The organism is Sphingomonas montana, from assembly GCF_001956315.1.
In the GTDB taxonomy this organism is placed as follows: Bacteria; Pseudomonadota; Alphaproteobacteria; order Sphingomonadales; family Sphingomonadaceae; genus Sphingomonas_R; species Sphingomonas_R montana.
Genome location: NZ_MOLY01000016.1, coordinates 19287 through 38375 on the forward strand (window position 1 = coordinate 19287; position 19089 = coordinate 38375).

Annotated in this window: 22 protein-coding genes and 1 pseudogene; 15 read left to right on the top strand and 8 right to left on the bottom strand. The window is 67.8% G+C overall.

The features are described 5' to 3' along the window. Positions 1-35: 35 nt before the first annotated feature. The 5 genes from BKY59_RS07020 to BKY59_RS07040 form a co-directional block, all read right to left on the bottom strand. A complete protein-coding gene (locus BKY59_RS07020; protein WP_083671948.1) occupies positions 36-1100 on the bottom strand; it encodes a 5-(carboxyamino)imidazole ribonucleotide synthase in 1065 nt (354 codons plus the stop codon). Next, on the bottom strand, positions 1100-1603 hold the full coding sequence (purE, locus tag BKY59_RS07025; RefSeq protein WP_076070104.1) for a 5-(carboxyamino)imidazole ribonucleotide mutase: 504 nt from the start codon (positions 1601-1603) through the stop codon (positions 1100-1102). Before purE ends, BKY59_RS07020 begins: the two co-directional genes overlap by 1 nt. Positions 1604-1701: 98 nt before the next feature. Next, positions 1702-2397, bottom strand: a complete 696-nt coding sequence (gpmA, locus tag BKY59_RS07030; protein WP_076070106.1) for a 2,3-diphosphoglycerate-dependent phosphoglycerate mutase — start codon at positions 2395-2397, stop codon at positions 1702-1704. A 28-nt stretch (positions 2398-2425) separates the two neighbouring features. Further along, positions 2426-3562, bottom strand: a complete 1137-nt coding sequence (locus BKY59_RS07035; protein WP_076070108.1) for a M14 family metallopeptidase — start codon at positions 3560-3562, stop codon at positions 2426-2428. Between the two features lie 13 nt (positions 3563-3575). Further along, positions 3576-4247 carry a DUF4136 domain-containing protein gene (locus tag BKY59_RS07040; protein WP_240500001.1) on the bottom strand — a complete coding sequence of 224 codons (672 nt, stop codon included), beginning with the start codon at positions 4245-4247 and terminating at the stop codon, positions 3576-3578. A gap of 156 nt (positions 4248-4403) precedes the next feature. Between BKY59_RS07040 and ykgO the strand changes: the two genes are divergently transcribed. Further along, positions 4404-4529, top strand: coding sequence for a type B 50S ribosomal protein L36 (ykgO, locus tag BKY59_RS07045; RefSeq protein WP_004210176.1), 126 nt, complete (start codon positions 4404-4406; stop codon positions 4527-4529). A gap of 237 nt (positions 4530-4766) precedes the next feature. Here ykgO and pyk read toward each other — a convergent pair whose 3' ends face one another. Continuing rightward, on the bottom strand, positions 4767-6257 hold the full coding sequence (gene pyk / locus BKY59_RS07050) for a pyruvate kinase (RefSeq protein ID WP_076070146.1): 1491 nt from the start codon (positions 6255-6257) through the stop codon (positions 4767-4769). Between the two features lie 88 nt (positions 6258-6345). Here pyk and BKY59_RS07055 point away from each other — a divergent pair, with 88 nt between their 5' ends. The 7 genes from BKY59_RS07055 to ruvA all read left to right on the top strand — a co-directional run bounded on the left by BKY59_RS07055 (position 6346) and on the right by ruvA (position 10296). After that, positions 6346-6648: a DUF1244 domain-containing protein gene (locus tag BKY59_RS07055; protein ID WP_076070148.1), complete on the top strand. Its 303-nt coding sequence runs from the start codon at positions 6346-6348 to the stop codon at positions 6646-6648. Between the two features lie 112 nt (positions 6649-6760). After that, positions 6761-7003, top strand: a complete 243-nt coding sequence (locus BKY59_RS07060; protein ID WP_076070112.1) for a DUF2312 domain-containing protein — start codon at positions 6761-6763, stop codon at positions 7001-7003. A gap of 39 nt (positions 7004-7042) precedes the next feature. After that, positions 7043-7783, top strand: a complete 741-nt coding sequence (locus BKY59_RS07065; protein WP_076070114.1) for a hypothetical protein — start codon at positions 7043-7045, stop codon at positions 7781-7783. A 40-nt stretch (positions 7784-7823) separates the two neighbouring features. Further along, positions 7824-8570, top strand: a complete 747-nt coding sequence (locus BKY59_RS07070; RefSeq protein WP_076070115.1) for a YebC/PmpR family DNA-binding transcriptional regulator — start codon at positions 7824-7826, stop codon at positions 8568-8570. A 148-nt stretch (positions 8571-8718) separates the two neighbouring features. Further along, a complete protein-coding gene (locus BKY59_RS07075) occupies positions 8719-9162 on the top strand; it encodes an endonuclease domain-containing protein (protein WP_076070117.1) in 444 nt (147 codons plus the stop codon). Further along, a complete protein-coding gene (gene ruvC / locus BKY59_RS07080; protein WP_076070120.1) occupies positions 9159-9662 on the top strand; it encodes a crossover junction endodeoxyribonuclease RuvC in 504 nt (167 codons plus the stop codon). The genes BKY59_RS07075 and ruvC overlap by 4 nt, the downstream gene beginning before the upstream one ends. A gap of 31 nt (positions 9663-9693) precedes the next feature. Continuing rightward, positions 9694-10296, top strand: a complete 603-nt coding sequence (gene ruvA / locus BKY59_RS07085; protein ID WP_076070121.1) for a Holliday junction branch migration protein RuvA — start codon at positions 9694-9696, stop codon at positions 10294-10296. 217 nt (positions 10297-10513) lie between these two features. Here the strand turns inward: ruvA and BKY59_RS07090 are convergent, their stop codons facing one another. Beyond that, positions 10514-11032, bottom strand: coding sequence for an Hsp20 family protein (locus BKY59_RS07090; RefSeq protein ID WP_076070123.1), 519 nt, complete (start codon positions 11030-11032; stop codon positions 10514-10516). Positions 11033-11354: 322 nt separating this feature from the next. Between BKY59_RS07090 and BKY59_RS07095 the strand changes: the two genes are divergently transcribed. Further along, positions 11355-13679: a TonB-dependent receptor gene (locus tag BKY59_RS07095; protein WP_076070125.1), complete on the top strand. Its 2325-nt coding sequence runs from the start codon at positions 11355-11357 to the stop codon at positions 13677-13679. 165 nt (positions 13680-13844) lie between these two features. On the opposite strand, the gene BKY59_RS07100 is transcribed toward BKY59_RS07095, so the two are convergent. Then, a complete protein-coding gene (locus BKY59_RS07100) occupies positions 13845-15212 on the bottom strand; it encodes a cation:proton antiporter (RefSeq protein ID WP_240500002.1) in 1368 nt (455 codons plus the stop codon). 121 nt (positions 15213-15333) lie between these two features. On the opposite strand from BKY59_RS07100, the gene ruvB reads away from it, so the two are divergent. From ruvB to BKY59_RS07130, 6 genes and pseudogenes are all read left to right on the top strand, one after another. Then, entirely contained in the window at positions 15334-16365 is a 1032-nt protein-coding gene (gene ruvB, locus BKY59_RS07105; protein ID WP_076070127.1) for a Holliday junction branch migration DNA helicase RuvB, read from the top strand. A 169-nt stretch (positions 16366-16534) separates the two neighbouring features. Continuing rightward, positions 16535-16930 (top strand): hypothetical protein, encoded by a 396-nt coding sequence (locus BKY59_RS07110; RefSeq protein ID WP_076070129.1) that lies wholly within the window; start codon positions 16535-16537, stop codon positions 16928-16930. A gap of 185 nt (positions 16931-17115) precedes the next feature. Further along, positions 17116-17580 (top strand): tol-pal system-associated acyl-CoA thioesterase, encoded by a 465-nt coding sequence (gene ybgC, locus BKY59_RS07115; protein ID WP_076070132.1) that lies wholly within the window; start codon positions 17116-17118, stop codon positions 17578-17580. After that, positions 17577-18266 (top strand): protein TolQ, encoded by a 690-nt coding sequence (tolQ, locus tag BKY59_RS07120; protein WP_076070134.1) that lies wholly within the window; start codon positions 17577-17579, stop codon positions 18264-18266. The genes ybgC and tolQ overlap by 4 nt, the downstream gene beginning before the upstream one ends. Positions 18267-18297: 31 nt before the next feature. Continuing rightward, positions 18298-18786: a protein TolR gene (tolR, locus tag BKY59_RS07125; protein ID WP_076070136.1), complete on the top strand. Its 489-nt coding sequence runs from the start codon at positions 18298-18300 to the stop codon at positions 18784-18786. Positions 18787-18795: 9 nt separating this feature from the next. Next, a pseudogene (locus BKY59_RS07130) lies at positions 18796-19089 on the top strand (hypothetical protein); the annotation flags it as partial.

Consider the following 19089-nt stretch of genomic DNA (forward strand, 5'->3'; position numbering starts at 1 on the left):
CCTCCCTTGAAAGGGAGGGGGCCTTTCCGTTGCGCCTAGTCCAGCAGCCTTGTCACATGGCCCATCTTGCGGCCGGGGCGCGCTTCGGCCTTGCCGTAGAGGTGGAGGTGGGCCGTGGGGTCGGACAGGATCTCGTCCCAGGCGTTGGCCTGGTCGCCGATCAGATTGTGCATCTCCACCCGCGGGTGGACCGTGTCGGTGCCGCCCAAGGGCAACCCGCAGACGGCGCGGATGTGGTTTTCGAACTGCGAGGTGCGGGCACCCTCGATCGTCCAGTGGCCGCTGTTGTGGACGCGCGGGGCCATCTCGTTGAAGACCGGGCCGTCGGCCGAGGCGAAGAATTCGCAGGCGAGCGTGCCGACATAGCCCAGCGCGTCGGCGATGCGGGTGGCGATGGCGGTCGCCTCGGTCGCCTGTGCCGCGACGATGCCGGTGGCGGGGACGACCGAGGTGGCGAGGATGCCGTCGACATGCGTGTTGTCGGGCGCGTCCCACGTCACGACCGCGCCGTCCTGTCCGCGGCAGAGCAGCACCGAATATTCGCGGTCGAACGCAACATGCCCTTCGAGCACGGCGGGCGCGGCGCGGATCGTTTCCCAGGCGGCGTCGGCATCGGCGGGGGTGGCGATGCGGCCCTGGCCCTTGCCGTCATAGCCGAACCGGCGCGTCTTCAGGATGGCGGGCGTGCCGATGCGGGCGATGGCGGCATCGAGACCCACGCGGTCGTCGACCGCGGCCCAGGGCGCGACGCGCACGCCAAGATCGGCGACGAACGTCTTTTCGGCCAACCGGTCCTGCGCCACCGCGATCGCGCGGGGGGAGGGGTGGAGCGGCACCACCGCGCCGAGCGCATCGAGCGTGGCGACCGGGATATTCTCGAACTCGTAGGTCGCGACATCGACCGTAGCGGCGAACCGGCCGAGTGCGGCCAGATCGTCATAGGCGGCGCAGGTGAAATCGGCGGCGACCTCGGCCGCGGGCGAGTCCGCATCGGGGGCGTAGATGTGGACGCGGTAGCCCAGCCGCGCGGCGGCGACGGCGAGCATGCGGCCGAGTTGCCCGCCGCCGACGATGCCGATGGTGGAGGCGGGCGGCAGCATCATTCCGGCGACTCGGCGACGGCGTCGGTCTGCGCCGTGCGCCATGCGTCGAGCCGGGTGGCGAGATCCGCGTCGGTGGTGGCGAGGATCGCGGCGGCCAGCAGCGCGGCGTTGACCGCGCCCGCGCGGCCGATGGCAAGCGTGCCGACCGGAATGCCGGCGGGCATCTGGACGATCGACAGCAGGCTGTCCATGCCGCTCAACGCCTTCGACTCCACGGGGACGCCAAGCACCGGCAGGCGGGTCATCGCGGCGGCCATGCCGGGCAGGTGGGCCGCGCCGCCCGCGCCGGCGATCACGACATGCAGGCCGCGTTCGGCCGCGGTGGTGGCGTAGTCGTACAGCCGCTGCGGCGTGCGGTGCGCGGACACGACCCTGGTTTCATGCGAGACGCCGAGCGTGTCGAGCGTATCGGCGGCGTGGCGCATGGTTTCCCAGTCGGACCGGCTGCCCATGATGATGCCGACGCGGGGGGTGGTAAGAGTGGGAGTGGGGTCGGTCATGCGATCTGGCCTTATCGTATCCCCGCGAAGGCGGGGGTCCAGTTCGGAGCGTGGAACTGGACCCCCGCTTGGCGCGGGGGTACGCTCCGTTCGTTGTGTCAGCCCGCGTTGCGTTCGTGCAGGTAATAGCGTTCGATCGCGTTCAGATCGTCGTCGAGCTGGTACACGATCGGCTTGCCGGTCGGGATTTCCAGGCTGGCGATGTCGGCGTCGGAAATGCCGGACAGATGCTTTACCAGCGCGCGCAGCGAATTGCCGTGCGCGGAGATGACGACGCGCTTGCCGGCGTGCAGTTCGGGCGCGATCCGCGCGTCCCAGTAAGGCAGGACGCGGGCGATCGTGTCCTTCAGGCTTTCGGTCGACGGCACGGCGATGCCGGCATAGCGGCGGTCGTGCGTCATGTCGTACCGGCTGCCCGGTTCGGACGGCGGCGGGGGAATGTCGAACGAACGGCGCCAGATATGGACCTGTTCGTCACCGTGGAGCGCCGCGGTCTCCGCCTTGTCGAGCCCGGTGAGTCCGCCATAATGGCGCTCGTTCAAATGCCAGTCGCGCTCCACCGGCAGCCAGAGCCGGCCCATCGCCTCCAGCGCGATATTGAGCGTCTTGATCGCGCGGGTCTGGACGCTGGTGAAGCCGATGTCGAAATCGAGCCCGGCCGCCGCCATCGCGACGCCGGCCTCCTGCGCCTCCCGCACGCCCAGGTCGGTCAGGTTGACGTCCCACCAGCCGGTGAAGCGGTTTTCCAGGTTCCAGGCCGACTGGCCGTGGCGGATCAGGACAAGGGTGGACATGGGGGCAGGCTCCGAAATGGCGGCGGGATCAGCGCGGACGCGGCGCGGGGATGGCGTCGATCATTTCCCATAGGGCCGCCAGGCAATCCTCCGCCAGTCGTACCGACCGGCCGGGCGACCAGCCATATTCGGGATCGGGCAGGTCGTCATTGTCCTTGAACGGCATTTCCAGCGTGGTGGCGACGCAGCCATAGCGTTCGGCCAGCTGGTTGGTGGACATGGACAAGTTCGCGCGGCCGGGCGGCGTCACCGGATAACCGTGGCGCGTTTGGAAATCGGGCGTGCGGCGTTCCAGCGTGGCGAGGTAGCGCGTGTAGAGATCGCCTTGGCGCTGCGTCCAGGACGGGATGCCGTCGAACCCGGCGATGAAGACGTGGGGGATCGCCTCGTCCCCGTGAACGTCCATCGCGAAGGCGACGCCGGTCCGGTCCATCGCATCGCGGACGCACAGGACCTCCGGGCTGCGGTCCGCAGTCGGCGCATGCCATTCGCGGTTCAGGTTCACGCCCGCCGCATTGGTCCGCAAATGGCCGCGCACCGAACCATCGGGGTTCATGTTGGGCACGATGTGGAAGGTGCAGGCCGCTCGCAGCGCGCGCGCGATCGATGCGTCGGGATCGGTCAGATAGTCGAGCGCGCCTTCCATCCACCATTCGGTCATGCTTTCGCCCGGATGCTGGCGCGCATAGAGCCAGACCGGCAGCGGACCGTCGCCGATGGTCAGGCAATCGATCGCCCGACCGTCGAGCGAGTGGCCGAGCACGCTTGCGGTGACGCCCGGTGCCTGCGCGGTGCGTGCTACCAGATCATGGTGCCGTTCCATCGAATAGGGCGCGAAATAGGCGAACCATGCGCCGTCGGTGGCGGGCGTGTAGCGGATTTCGAGGATGCCGCCGGTGTAGGTGGTGGGCGCCAGTCGCCAGTCGACGCGGTCTTCCGACACGCGGGCGCTGTAGCCCGGCCAGCCACCGGGATAGGCGGAACCGGCCAGATTGACGATCCGCAGCGTCACCTCCCGCCCGGCGGCGCCGGCCACGCGGAAATGGAACCACTGGTAGAATTCCGAATCGCGATCGGCTACGATTTCGAGGTCGAAGACGTCGCCGCGCTGATCGGCGACCCGGATGTTGCCGCTGTCGAAACGGGCGGTGATGCTGGCTGTCATCGGATGCGGCCCGTTACTTGACCGTGACCGTACGGCCAGATTCGCCGGGGAAACCCTGGAACAGCGCGGCCGCCAGGACGCGGGCGGCGGTCACGGCGTCGGCCCCCTTCGCATCGGACCGGGCGGACTGCTGCGCCGTGCCTTCCCAGATGGCGGTGCCGTCCGACCGGCGTTTCAGCATGACCTTCATTTCGGTAAGCGTGACATAGCGCGAGCGCGCCTTGCCGACGGGCAGGCTGATGCCGCCGCCAAGCCCCACGCCCAGGCCGCCGCCGCGCCGACCGCCGCCGCCGGTGAAGCCGCCGCCGCCCAGGCCGATCGAGAAGGGCGACTGGCCCGGCCCCGATTCGCGGGTGGTGCGGTTGAAATCGACCACCGCGACCAGTTCGGACGTGGCGACGCCGGGGGCGATGCGGAAACCGAGCCGGGCGAGTTCGGCCCCGACCGCATCGGCGTAGGACCGGAATTCCAGCCCGCCGATCTGCCGCGGGTCGCGCGGTTCGACCGCGATCTGGCCGGGGGCGATCGGCTGGTTCAGGTGAAAGCGCGTGACGCGGGTTTCGGGGCGGGGCGTGGCGCAGGCGGCCAGGGTGGCCAGCATGGCGACCGCGGCGACGCGGGTGAGCGCGCGCGCGCGAGGGCGCGCGACCGGGCGGACGATCATTCGGTGTGCGGTTCGGTTCATCGGACGGTCCTCACGCTTCATCTACCCTGCCGTATCTCAGTGGCAGGTGGCGCAGCGACGTCAAGTGGGACGTGCCGCCTTGACTCAACCAAGGGCGGCGCATAGGAGGCCGGCTTCTTTCGACAACCTATCAAGACAGACAAGGCGCGTCCGGCCATGAAGATCCGCAATTCGCTCAAGTCCCTGAAGGGCCGTCATCGCGACAACCGCGTGATCCGTCGCCGTGGCCGGACCTACGTCATCAACAAGACGAACCGCCGCTTCAAGGCGCGCCAGGGCTGATCCCTGCGTCCCGCTTATGCGGGGCGATCGGTTTTGCAGGGGTCCGGGGATGCCGATGGGTGTTCCCGGGCTTTTTGCGTCTGGGTCTAGCGCGACTGGCGGACATTTTCCTTAGCCCTCGTCTGAAGGGGAGGGGCTTGCCTGTGTTTCCGCTGCGCGTTTCCGAGATTGTCGATTTGTGGTGCTATTGGACCCATCCCCAACCCCCTCCCTTGCAAGGGAGGGGGCTCCAGAAGGTCACCCGCGCTTGTAGTTGACCAGTTCGTCGCCGGTCAGGCGGACGACGTGAAGGACGTTGGTGGAGCCCGGGGTGCCGAAGGGGACGCCGGCCATCACGATGATGCGGTCGCCCGCACCGGCGACGCCGTGACGCAACGCCATGCGCTTCGACTTGGCGATCATCGCTTCGAAACTGTCGACGTCGCGGGTCAGCACGGCATGCGCGCCCCACAGCAGGCCCAGCCGCCGCGCGGTATCGGGCGACGGGGTGAGCACCAGCAGGGGCACGGACGGCCGTTCGCGTGCGATGCGGCGCGCGGTGGAGCCGGACGTGGTGAAGCACAGGATCGCCTTTGCCCCGATCGTGCCGGCGATGTCGTTCGCGGCGGCGGCCAGCGCGTCGGCGGTGGTCGGATCGGCCGGGGTCTGGGTGAAGTGGATGCGAGCATGGTAGCCGGCGTCCGCCTCCACCGACATCGCGATCCGGTCCATCATCGCGACCGACTCCTCGGGCCAGTCGCCGGCGGCGCTTTCGGCGGACAGCATGACCGCGTCGGCACCGTCGTAGACGGCGGTCGCCACGTCGGACACCTCCGCCCGGGTGGGCGAGGGTGCGCGAATCATCGATTCGAGCATCTGCGTGGCGACGACCACCGGGCGGCCGAGCCGGCGGGCGGTTTCGACGATATGCTTCTGCAGGCGGGGCACGTCCTCCGGCGGCATTTCGACGCCGAGATCGCCGCGCGCCACCATCACCGCATCGGCCAGTTCGAGGATTTCCTCTAGCCGGTCGACCGCGGCGGGCTTCTCGATCTTGGCGAGCAGCGATGCGCGGCCGCCGATCAGGCTGCGCGCCTCGGCTACGTCCTCCGGCCGCTGGACGAAGGACAGCGCGATCCAGTCCGCCCCCTGTTCGAGCGCGAAGGCCAGGTCGCGGCGGTCCTTTTCGGTCAGCGCGGCCATCGGCAGGACGACGTCGGGGACGTTCAGCCCCTTGGAATTGGACAATGCGCCGCCGACCTCGACGATCGTGTCGATCCGGTCGGGGGTGCAGGCGACGACGCGCAGCACCATCTTGCCATCGTCCAGCAGCAGCCGCGCGCCGACCGCGATCGCCGCAAAGATCTCGCGATGGGGAAGCGACACGCGAGTCGCATCGCCGGGCGTCGGATCGCGATCGAGCACGAAGTGGTCGCCGGCCTTCAGCACCACGATGCCGCCTTCGAACGCGCCGACGCGCAATTTCGGACCCTGCAGATCGAACAGTATGGTCGTGGGACGGCCAAATTCCTGTTCGAGCGAGCGTATGGCGGCGATGACGGCCGCCTTGTCCGCATGCGCGCCGTGGCTCATGTTGATGCGGAACGCGTCCGCGCCGGCCAGATACAGCTTGCGGATCATCGCGAGATCCGCGCTGGCCGGCCCGAGCGTGGCCAGCACGCGCACCTTGCGTCCGCGGGGGCGGACGAAACCTGGGGTCGGCGGTGCGGATGGGGTGTCTGGGGACATCGTATCGACCAAGACGGTTTCCTACTTCGGATAAGGACAGCGACCGACTAGGCGGTTTGCAGGCCACGGGCAAACTATGGAGTTCGGCATGGGCGATAATAATCTCGACACGATTCCCGACGCGGTGGCGGCAGCGGCGTTCCGCCGACTTGTCGCGCACCTGCGCCACCGCGACGATGCGCAGAATGTCGACATCATGGGGCTGGCGGGGTTCTGCCGGAACTGCCTGGGCGACTGGGTGGCGGAGGCGTCGGACGGCACGATCGACCGGGAGGCGGGCCGCGCCGCGGTGTACGGCATGCCCTATGCGGAGTGGAAGGCCGCGCATCAGCTGCCCGCGACGCCGGAACAGATCGCCCGGATGGAGGCGAGCCTTAAGCTGAACCCTTAGAGGTTCTCCCCCTCCCTTGAACGGGAGGGGGGCTTAACATCCGAGTCCCGCACTTGATCGGAGACCCCCCATGCTTCTAGGAGCGGCGGCTTGGAGATCGGGGAGACTGACCATGGGTGACGACAATGTCGCCGCCGACCAGCTGCGGCTGTTCATCGAGCGTATCGAGCGGCTGGAAGAAGAGAAGAAGGGCATGGCCGACGACATTAAGGATGTCTATCTTGAGGCCAAGTCGACGGGTTTCGTGCCCGCGACGATGAAGACCATCGTGCGGCTGCGCAAGATGGAGAAGGATGCGCGCGACGAGATGGACGCGTTGCTCGAAACCTATCGCAACGCGCTCGGCCTGCATTAAGCCGGGTCGCGCCACCGGGGGCCATTGGATGACGCTGCGATGACGACGGCGACGCGGCGGGGACGGCGTACGACGGGCGCCTGGGTGCAGGCCGCGGTCGACATCCTGCGCGGGTTGCCGGCCGGTTGCTGGCTGACGGCGGCGCTGGTCGTGATCGGCGTCACGCTGTTCCGGCTGGCGGCCGCGCCGGTGCCGGGCGAGGCCCCCGCGGCGTGGGCCGCGAGCGCCGGGATCGTGCAGCTGGTCGTGCTGCTGCTCCTGAATTTCGCACTGTACCGGGTGGCCGGCGGGGTGCGGCCGGCGGTGGCGGTCGGCGCACCGCTGCTGCGCTTCGGTGCCGTGCTGGCGGGCACGATCCTGTTCACGCTGCTGCCGCTGGCGGTGGCGCGCGCGCTGGTGCCGGCCAATGCGCGGCTGGCCGATATCTGGCTGTGGTCGTTCGCCGCGACGACGTTCGCCAACCTGTTGCTGCTGCCGCTGGCCCCGTGGATCGCGGCGCTGGCGATCGGCGACCGGACGCTGGGCGCGGCCGGCGGCTGGTGGACGCTGCGCGGGCGGCTGCTGTCCTTTGCCGGCGCCTATCTGGCGGTGGTGTCGCCCTGTTTCGCGGTGCACCTGATGCTGACGATGCTGCTGGATGCGCCGGGATCGACGCTGGCGGGCAGCGCGCTGATCGGCATCGTGTTCGTCGATTCGGCGGCGTCGCTGGCGCAGCTGGTCCTGACCGTCGCGCTGGGCGTGGCGGCGTGGCGGTTGCACGAGGCCGGACGGGCACGCTAGACAGCGGGTTTCCAGACAATATGAGGCGAGCAGCCCGCACATGGCCGGCCATTCCAAGTTCAAGAACATCATGCACCGCAAGGGCGCGCAGGATAAGAAGCGGTCCTCGCTCTTTTCCAAGCTGAGCCGCGAGATCACGGTGGCGGCGAAAAGCGGCCTGCCCGATCCGGACATGAACGCGCGGCTGCGCTCCGCCGTGCTGGCGGCGCGGGCGCAATCGATGCCCAACGACAATATCCAGCGCGCGATCAACAAGGCGTCGAGCAGCGATTCCGAGAATTACGAGGAAATCCGCTACGAAGGGTTCGGGCCGGGCGGCGTGTCGCTGATCATCGAGACCTTGACCGACAACCGCAACCGGACCGTCACCAACGTGCGGACCGGCATGGCCAAGAATGGCGGCAACATGGGGGCCAGCGGGTCGGTGTCGCACGGCTTCGACCGGATGGGGCTGATCTCCTATCCCGCGAAGGCCGGCAGCGCGGACGCGGTGTTCGAGGCGGCGCTGGAAGCGGGCGCGGAGGATGTGCAGTCTTCGGACGAGGGCCACGAGATCTGGACCGCTGTCGGCGACCTGCACGAGGTGGCGCGCGCACTGGAGGCCGTGCTGGGCGAGGCGGAGGGCGCGAAGCTCGCGTGGCGCCCACAGACGATGGTGACGGTCGACGAGGCCGACGCCGCGACGCTGATGAAGCTGATCGACGTGCTGGACGACGATGACGACGTGCAGACCGTGTGGGGGAATTACGATGTTCCCGAGGATGTGATGGAGCGGTTGGGGGGGTAGTTCTGCGCGGGTCTGGGACGAGTTCGTCCTGTTTTCTTCCAGCGTAGCCCCACCCCAACCCCTCCCCTGAAGGAGAGGGGTTAGGCTCGTTCTAGGCGATACAGAAAGCCCCTCTCCTTCAGGGGAGGGGTTGGGGTGGAGGCGACCGATGATCCTGGATGCGACATTGCAGGAACGCGCTCGTCAGATGCGGCGCGAGCCGACCGAGCCGGAGAAACGGTTGTGGCGGGCATTGTCGAACTCGCAACTTATTGGCGCGAAGTTTCGGCGGCAGCAGGTGCTCCATCCGTATATCGTTGACTTCCTGTGTCCGGCGAAGGCGCTGGTGGTCGAGGTCGACGGCGATACGCATGATGCGGAGTCCGATGTCGGGCGGGACGCGTCTTTGGTGGGCAAGGGGTTTCGGGTGCTGCGATTTTCGAATGCGGACGTGATGGGGAATGTTTCGGGTGTTTTGGAGACGATTGCTGCGGCCGTCGTCGCCAGCCCCGAGCGTTGGCCCCACCCCAACCCCTCCCCTGAAGGAGAGGGGCTTTCTGCGTCACCAGGCACGACGGTAAGCCCTTCTCCTTCAGGGGAGGCGGAACAGTGATCCTGCTCGGGCTCGATCCGGGTCTTGGGACCACGGGCTGGGGGGTTATCTCTGCCGAGGGGAATCGGTTGTCGCATGTCGCCAACGGGCAGATCAGGACCGAGCCGGGGATGCAGTTGCCGCGCCGGCTGACCCTGTTGTTCGAGGCGCTGGGCGCGGTGATCCGGACCTATCAGCCGGGCGGGGCGGCGGTCGAGGAGGTGCTGGGCAATTCCAACGCGCAGTCGACGTTGAAGCTGGGGCAGGCGCGCGGCGTGGTGTTGCTGGCGGCCGCCACCGCCGGGGTGGCGATCGGCGAATATCATCCGAGCATCGTCAAGAAGGCGGTGGTAGGGACGGGCGGTGCGGACAAGAAGCAGATCCAGGCGATGATGGCGCATCTGTTGCCGGGGGCCAAGCTGGCCGGGCCGGACGCGGCCGACGCGCTGGCGGTCGCGATCACCCATGCGCATCATCTGGCGAGCGCGCGGGCGCTGGCGCGGCGGGTGATCCCGTCGTGATGCCGGGCGTGGACACTGTGGCGGTGGCGGCATGATCGCGCGGCTGACCGGCGTGCTGGCGGAAAGCGCGGTCGACCATGCGGTGATCGACGTCGGCGGCGTCGGCTATCTGGTGTGGATGTCGGCGCGGGCGCTGGCGGCGCTGGGGCCGGTCGGCGGGCAGGTGATGATCTTCACCGAGTTGCAGGTCCGCGAGGATGCGATGACGCTGTACGGCTTTGCCAGCGGGTCGGAGCGCGACTGGTTCCGGCTGCTGACGTCGGTGCAGGGCGTCGGCGGGCGCGTGGCGCTGGCCATCCTGTCGGTGCTGGAACCGGTGGAGCTGGTCCGCGCGGTGGCGGCGGGCGACAAGGCGATGGTGGCGCGCGCCAACGGCGTGGGGCCGAAGCTGGCGATCCGGATCGTCACCGAACTGAAGGACAAGACCGGCGGGATCGTGCTGGGGCCGGGCGTGACCGCGCCGCAGGTGAAGGGATCCGCGGCGGGCGACGCGCTGTCGGCGCTGGCGAACCTGGGGTTCCGGCCGGTGGAGGCGTCCGCGGCGGTGACCGCGGCGGAGGAGGAACTGGGGTCGGGCGCGACGCTGGACGCGCTGGTGCGGCTGGCACTGAAGAAGGCGGCGCGGCCGGTTTGATATCTGGGGGTGTGGGGGCTGTCGGACGCCCAGGCCTGCTTTGGGCCGAGTGGCGGATCGTGCCTGTGGGCCTGTCCCTGCGATCTTGTCGGCTTCCCGACTACGCTCGGGATGGGCGGGTTTCGCCGGTGACCCGCGGGCCGCACCGCTTGCAACTCTTGTTTGGGCAAGGAAGCATGGCGTCACCGGCCGCAGCCGGTGACGCCATGCCCAGGGGTCAGGCGGCGCGGCTGTCTTCGCTGGGGGCCGCGATACGGTCGTTTGCGGGCCGATCGTCCGCGGGCCGGACCGTGGTGGCACCGGTCGTGGCCGATCCGTCGCCGATCGCGATCTTGCGGGGCTTCATTGCCTCCGGAACCACGCGCTTCAATTCGATGCTGAGCAGGCCGTTCGCGAAGTCCGCCGCCCCGACCTCGATGAAGTCGGCCAGCTGGAACTGCCGTTCGAACGGCCGGGCCGCGATGCCGCGATGGAGGTACTGGACGTCCTGCGCCTCCGCGCTGCGGCGGCCGACGACGGTCAGCTGGTTCTGCTGCGCGACGATCTCAATCTCGTCCGGGCGGAAGCCGGCGACGGCCAGCGTGATGCGGTAGCGGTCGGGACCGTCCGCCACGATATCGAAGGGCGGATAGCTGTCGCCCGTGTCGCCGCGCATGCCGGTTTCGAGCAGGTCGAAGAGATGGTCGAAGCCCACCGAGGAACGGCGGTAAGGGGTGAAGTCGAAATTCGCACGCATTTCCAAATCCTCCTCAATGAAGCAATCTGGGCGTGAGCAGTGCCGGAAGGAGCCGGCACTCTCCTGGTCCCACCGAACCCGGTTCCGGCGTTCGGCGACGGTGAAATTGGTCGGGCCGAAAAATCCTTCAAGAGGATATCGCAAAAAATTTTTAGGGTCCTGGCGGTCGGTTCGGGACGCAGCCGTTGAAGAAGCCCGACCAGAGAATGTTGCCCCGATGCAACAGGCTGGCGGCTACATGTCCGCCAGCAACATTCTGTCACAATATGATCGCGATCCCCGACTAGCGGCGACGCGTGGGGGCGGGGCCGGCGTCGGATGGATGCCGCGCGCATCCCGGGGGAAGACCGTGTCGCGTATCGCCTATAAGCATCTCGTTCTCGCCGGCATCGGTTTTGCCGCGCTGGCCGCGCCGGCGCTGGCCGCCGCACAACCGGCGGTTGCGCCGCCGGCCGAGAGTGCCGGGCTGGAAGATATCGTCGTGACCGCGGAACGCCGGTCGGAAAATCTGCAGCGCGTGCCGGTGTCGGTAGGCGTGGTGCGCGGCGAGGATCTGCGGACCTACACCAGCGGCGGGGACGATACGCTGCTGGCACTCGCGGGGCGCGTGCCCAGCCTCTATGCCGAGACGACGACCGGGCGGATCTTTCCGCGGTTCTACATTCGCGGGCTGGGCAATATCGATTTCTACCTGGGTGCGTCGCAGCCGGTGTCGATCATCCAGGACGATGTCGTGCTGGAACATGTCGTGCTGAAATCCAACCCGGTCTATGACGTGGGACAGATCGAGGTGTTGCGCGGGCCGCAGGGGTCGCTGTTCGGGCGGAACACGACGGCCGGGATCATAAAGTTCGATACGCTGCGCCCGACGCAGACGCTGCAGGGCCGCGCGCAGGCGAGCTATGGTTCGTACAACACGGTGACGTTCGACGGCGGCGTCGGCGGGCCGATCGTCCAGGACAAGGTCGCGTTCCGCGTGTCCGGCCTGTACCAGCACCGCGACGATTATGTGGACAATCGCTATCAGGGCGCCAGCGCCGACGGCACGGTGACCCCGAAGAAGAACGCGATGGGCGGTTTCGACGAGCGCGACGCACGTTTGCAGCTGCTGCTGACGCCGACCGAGACGCTGTCGATCCTGGCTTCGGCCCATGCGCGCGATTATGACGGCACGTCGACGCTGTTCCTGCGACAGGGGCTGGTCAAGGGATCGAACGATCCGATCGCGCCGCGCAACAGCGTCATCTACGACGAGGCGCAGAACAACCCGCAGGCGTACGAGACCTATGGCGGGTCGTTGAAGGTAGGGTTGGACCTGGGCGGCGCCACGCTGACGTCGATCACCGCGTATGAGACGACGAGCGGGTACAGCCGCGGCGATACCGACGGCGGCGCGGCGTCGGTCTATCCGGTGAACGGGGTGGCCAACGGCTTCGGCCAGTCGCAGGGCCAGATCCGCGACCTGGACCAGTGGACGCAGGAGTTGCGACTGGCGAGCGACGATGGCGGACGGTTCCGCTGGCAGGTCGGCGGGTTCTACTTCGACAGCCGCGACACGACCGATTTCTACCAGCGCGGCTTCTTCCTGACGACCGCGGCGCGCAACCCGAACAACTGGGTGCGGCTGAACAACGTCAACACGAGCTGGGCGCTGTTCGGTCAGGCGAGCTATGCCGTGACCGACAAGCTGACCATCACGGCGGGCGCGCGCGAGACGAAGGACACCAAAAAGACCCGTCTGCTGAAGAGCGCCGATACCGCGGCGGGTGCGGTGACCTATAACGGGCGGCGGTTCGTGCGGCTGTCGGACAACAAGCCGAGCTGGGACGTGAGCGCGCTCTATGCGGTCAGCCCGGACGTCAGCGTCTATGCCCGCGTGGCGCGCGGGTTCCGCGGGCCGACGATCCAGGGGCGGTCGGCGGTGTTCAACGCCGACTTCACCACCGCGGATTCGGAGACGAACACGTCTTACGAGGCCGGCATCAAGACGGTGCTGTTCGACAACAAGCTGCGCCTGAACGCGACGGGTTTCGCCTACCGCGTGAAGAACATCCAGCTGAACGGCAACGACGTGAACGGGAACGGCGTGCTGTTTAACGCGGACAAGGCGGACGGTTACGGGTTCGAAGCGGATGCCGAGCTGCGCCCGATCCCGAACCTGTCGCTGACGGCCGGCGTCAGCCTGCTCCATACCGAGATCAAGGATCCGAACGTCTATGCGCAGGTCTGCCAGCTGAACGGCGTGGTGGTGTGTACGGTGAACGACCCGACGATCCGGGTAGGGGCGAACACCTTCGCGTCGATCGACGGCAACCCGCTGCCCAATGCGCCGAAATATAATCTGAACTTCGCGGCACGGTACGATGTGCCGCTGGGCAATGGCGGGCGGATGTTCGCCGGCACCGACTGGAACCTGCAAGGCTATACCAACCTCGTCCTGTACCGGACCGAGGAATTCTACGCGAAGGGCAATTTCGAGGGCGGCGCGCGGATCGGCTATGAAGCGACGGGCGGGGCGTATGAAGTTTCGCTGTTCGCGCGGAACATCACGAAGGAAAAGAACCTGAAGGGCGTGATCGAGAACTATATGGCCGCGGTGTACAACGAACCGCGCGTGCTGGGCGTGTCGCTGGCCGGGCGGTTCTAGGGCCGGTCGCGATCGCCGGACTGCGGAGCGGCGGGTTCGGTCGGTGTCGCATGGCCGGAGCCCGAGCCTGTCGAGACGTCTGAACGCGGTTCTCGACAGGTTCGAACCGAACGGTTTGGGTCGGCAGCCGGACGTCTGAGGGGGGCTGGTTTGGGCCAGCCCCGCTCAGGCCGTGCTCTTCTTCACGATGCCCAGCTGGCGATAGTGGCGGTGGAGCCGGTTCATCACCGGTGTCACCAGCACGCCGTGCATCAGAATCGACGCGACGATGATGAGGCCGAGCGTGCCCCAGAGATTATACTCGTGCTGGAACGCAGCATGGTTGAAGCCGTAGCTGAGATAATAGACCGACCCCAGACCGCGGATGCCGAAAAAGGCGATGATCCCCAGCTCAAGCTTCGGACGATCGATGCCGATCAGGCTGATCCAGCCGGCCAGCGGGCGGATGACGAGCAGCATGATCGCGGCGAACGTGCATTCCCGCCAGCCGATATCGTCGAGCAGCCCGGCGGCGAGCATGCCGCCGAACAGCAACAGCAGAAGCATCATCAGCAAGCGTTCGGATTCATCGGCGAAATCATGCAGCCGCTTGTTGAAATCATGCCCCTGCGCTGCGCGGCGGATCATGAGGCCGGCAACGAAGACGGCCAGGAAGCCGTAGCCATGCGTGAATTCGGTCGCGGTGTAGACCACCAGCGTCGTGCCGAGCGCGATGAAGCCGTCCCCCGTCCTCGACAGGCGGGTACTGGCGGGCAGATGGTACAGCACCCGCCCGACCAGCCAGCCGAGACCGGCGCCCATCGCCAGACCGGCGGCCAGTTCCCAAAGAATGTCGACCAGTACCCAGTCGGTCAGGACCTTGGTGGTGAGGCCGCCCGCGGCGGCGATCGCGATGGCCAGGTGGATGAACGGAAAAGCGAGCGCATCGTTCAGCCCCGCCTCGCTGGTCAGCGCGAACTTGGCCTCGGCCTCCGCCTCGCACTCGTCATGATCGATCTGGACGTCGCCGGCCAGCACCGGATCGGTGGGGGCCAGCGACCCGGCCAGCAGCAGCGCGGTGGCGAGACCCAGGCCGAGCAGCTGGTAGCCGAGCAGCATGACCAGGAGGATGGTCAGCGGCATTGCGATGCCCAGCAGCCGCCAGGTGACGTTCCAGCTGCGCCAGGCGACCGGACGCTCGATCTTCAAACCCCCGCCCATCAGCGACACGATCACGATGAGTTCGGTCGCGCGTTCGACCAGCGTCGGCGTCTTGTCCGGATGCGGCGCCCAGAAGGAGAAGGGTTCGAACGAAAACACGATGAAACCGATCGCCACGCAGACGATCGGCAACGACAGGGGCAGCTTCTTCAACAGGATGGGCAGCCAGGCGACGACCAGGATCATTGCGCCGACAAGGAACAGGATGCCGAAATAATAGGCCCCGATTTCGGGGGCCTGCGCCGCCAGCGTGGCGGCTTCCGATGACGGATGTTGCAACGCGAATTCCAATCCGGGCGCGGACGTGCCGGTCTTGCAGGGCAGATGGTTCACCTGTCTGAACGGCCGGTGGTCGCAAACGGGTCCCGCTCATAGTCATGACCTCGATCAAGACACCGATGGACATTTGGCGCGGGCATTTGGAACAGACCCAAAACACGCTAAGGCCGCGGGCATGACCGACGACGACCGCATGCTGACGCCCGCCCGCCGCCCCGAGGATGTCGACGCGGCGCTGCGCCCCAAATCGCTCGACGATTTTGTCGGGCAAAAGGCGGCGCGGGAGAATCTGCGGGTGTTCGTGTCGGCCGCCAAGGCGCGTGGCGACGTTCTGGACCATGTGCTGTTCTTCGGGCCGCCGGGGCTGGGCAAGACGACGCTGGCGCAGATCGTGGCGCGCGAGATGGGCGTGGGGTTCCGCGCGACGTCCGGTCCGGTGATCGCCAAGTCGGGCGATCTGGCCGCGCTGCTGACGAACCTGGAGGACGGCGACGTCCTGTTCATCGACGAGATCCACCGGCTGAACCCGGCGGTGGAGGAAGTGCTGTACCCCGCGATGGAAGACCGCGCGCTGGACCTGATGATCGGCGAGGGACCGTCGGCGCGGTCGGTGCGGATCGACCTGCCGCGCTTCACGCTGGTGGGAGCGACGACGCGGCAGGGCCTGCTGACGACGCCGTTGCGCGACCGGTTCGGCATCCCGATCCGGCTGCAATTCTATTCGGTGGAGGAACTGGAGCGCGTGGTGACGCGCGCCGCGGGGCTGCTCGGCATGGCGATTTCGGCGGACGGCGCGGTGGAGATCGCCCGGCGGGCGCGGGGCACGCCGCGGATCGCAGGCAGATTGCTCCGCCGGGTGCGGGATTTCGCCGACGTGGCCGGCGCGGCGGTGGTGGATGCCACGGTGGCGGACGGCGCGCTGACCCGGCTGGAGGTCGATTCGCTGGGGCTGGACGCGATGGACCGGCGCTACCTGATGATGATCGCCGACATCTATCGCGGCGGACCGGTGGGGGTGGAGACACTGGCCGCGGGCCTGAGCGAACCGCGCGACACGATCGAGGAGGTGATCGAACCCTATCTGATCCAGCTGGGGCTCGTCGCGCGCACGGCACGCGGCCGCTGCCTCAATTCGCGCGCCTGGGGGCATATCGGCCTGCCGGAACCGGAGGGCACGGTGGTGCAGGGCGGCTTGTTCGAGGGGTAGGGGCGGTGGACGGCGACGCGGCGGCGGGGTCGTATTTTCCAAGCGCAACATGATTTCGTTACGGTAGTCATAGTATTTGATGCAGATCAACCGGCATGATTATTTCCAAGGGGATGGAGACATAATGAAAAATGAGACGTTGGAGCTGTTCACGATAGGACGGTAGATCATGAATAGTTTCAAGATGATTATGGTGTCGGCTGTTGCTCTCGGCATGACGACGGCCGCAACGGCACAGTCCGGTGGCGCAGGCATGGGCGGAACCGGTGGCGCAGGCAGCATGCAGAGCGGATCGATGGGCGGCAGCATGGGTTCGGGCGCAGCGGGCGGCGTCGGCACCGGCACGATGGGCACCGGCACGATGGGTGGCATGGGCGCCGGATCCATGAACGGCACCGGGATGGGTGCGGGTTCTGTGGGTTCGTCCACGGACCGGGCCGGCGCACGCGCGACGACGCGCGGTGGGAAGTCGCGCAAAGCGACATCCAAGCGCAGCCGCGCGACCGATGCGCGCAGCACGTCGAACACGGCCGGCCAGACCAAGAGCGATAACGATCCCCAGTAATCGTCCGTAACACGCCGCATCGTGGGTGTGCCCGTTTGGTTCGGGCGAACCGCGCGGTGGCGACAGCGGGCCGATGATGTTGCAGACGAGGATGCAGGTCCACCCGACCCCGCCCCGGGGTCGGGTGGATCGGCGCGTTCCGGAATCGGGTTGTCTCACCCCCGTTAACCGTTAGACCCGCGCGGATGACGCGGGACGATCTGGACCGGCCCTATGCGGGGGGCTTCGTGGGCGCCGAGCATCGGTTCGCGCTGCGGGTGTATTTCGAGGATACCGACCTGACTGGGGTCGTCTACCACGCCAATTATCTGCGTTACATGGAACGGGCGCGGTCCGACATGCTGCGCGCGGCCGGGATCGACCAGCGTGCCGCCCAGGAAGACGGGACCGGCGCCTATGTGGTTGCCGACCTGGCCATCCGCTACCTGGCGCCGGCGCGGCTGGACGATGCGGTGCAGGTGGTCAGCCGCGTGATGCGGGTGGGCGCGGCATCCTGCGTCATTCAGCAGACAGTCATGCGCGGTACCGTCGTTCTGGCGACGGCGGAGGTGACCGCGGCGTTCGTATCGCCGCAGGGCCGCCCACGCCGGCAACCGCGCGCGTGGATCGACATTTTCGAACGACTGACAGAGGACGACAGGGGCGCATGACCGGTATCGAAGTGACGACGAGCGCATCCATGCTGTCGCCGATCACGCTATTCCTGCAGGCGGACGTGATCGTGAAGACGGTGATGATCGGCCTGACGATTGCGAGCATCTGGACGTGGGTGATCATCATCGGCCACGGACTGAAGCTGCGCCGCGTGGCCGTAAAATCGGAGGCGTTCGAGCGCGATTTCTGGAAGGCGGAGGACATCGACCGGTTGTACGACGGCGCGGGCAAGGAAGACCTGCCGTCCGCGCGGGTGTTTTCCGCCGGCGTCAGCGAATGGCGGCGGTCGACCGCGGGCAAGGTGGTGGACCGCGAGGGCACACGCAGCCGGCTGGCGACCGCAATGGCGGCATCGGTCGGTGCGGAGATGGACCGGTTGTACGACCGCATTTCGGTGCTGGCGACGATCGGGTCGGTCGCGCCGTTCGTGGGGCTGTTCGGCACCGTCTGGGGCATCATGCGGGCGTTCACCGATATCGCCGGGCAGCAGTCGACCAATCTGGCAGTGGTGGCGCCGGGCATTGCCGAGGCGCTGTTCGCGACCGCGCTGGGGCTGTTCGCGGCGATCCCAGCGGTGATCGCGTATAACCGGCTGACGCATCATCTGAACCGGTTCGAGGCGAAGCTGAACCGCTTTGCGGACGGATTCCATGCCACGCTGAGCCGGGAGCTGGAGGCGTGAGGGAACATCGGCACCGCGCGGGGCGCCGGTAATGGCGATGGGACCCATATCCGGGCGCGGCAGCAAGGGCCGGCGCGCGCCGATGGCGGAGATCAACGTCACGCCGCTGGTCGATGTGATGCTGGTGCTGCTCATCATCTTCATGGTGACGGCACCGCTGCTGACCGCCGGGGTGCCGGTGGAATTGCCGGAAAGCCGCGCGGGCGGGCTTGAGCAGGAGCAGGAGCCGTTGCAGCTGTCGCTCGACGGGCAGGGGCGCGTGTTCATCGGTGAGACCGAGGTGTCGGATGCCGACCTGCCGGGTCGTCTGGCGCAGGCCGCGGCGGACGGGGCGGGCAAGGAACCGCCGCAGGTGTTCCTGCGCGCCGACCGGGCGCTGGAATATGGGCGCGTGATGAAGGTGATGGGCGAACTGAACGCGGCGGGGCTGAACAAGGTCGCGCTGGTGACGGTCGGTGCCGAAACGGGCGGTGCCGACGCCGCCGCCGCCGCACCTGACGCGGCGGGGGCCGCGCGCTAGCCCATGGCGATGGAACGGTCGGAGAAGGCGGGGCTCGCCATATCGGTGGCGGCGCATGCGGCGCTGCTGGCGGTGCTGTCGCTGGGGCTGCTGGCGCCCAAGCCCTTGCCGCCCAAACCGGTGAGCGACCCGATCGACATCCAGTTCGCCGACGAGACGGGGCTGGTGTCCGGCGCGCCCGAACCGGCGACCGAGGTGCCCGCGCAATCCGAGGCGCCCGAGATCGGGAGGCCGGAGGAGGCCGCCGCGGCCGCCGACGAGCCCGCCCCGCCCGAGCCGCGCCCCACGCCGCCGCCACCCGAG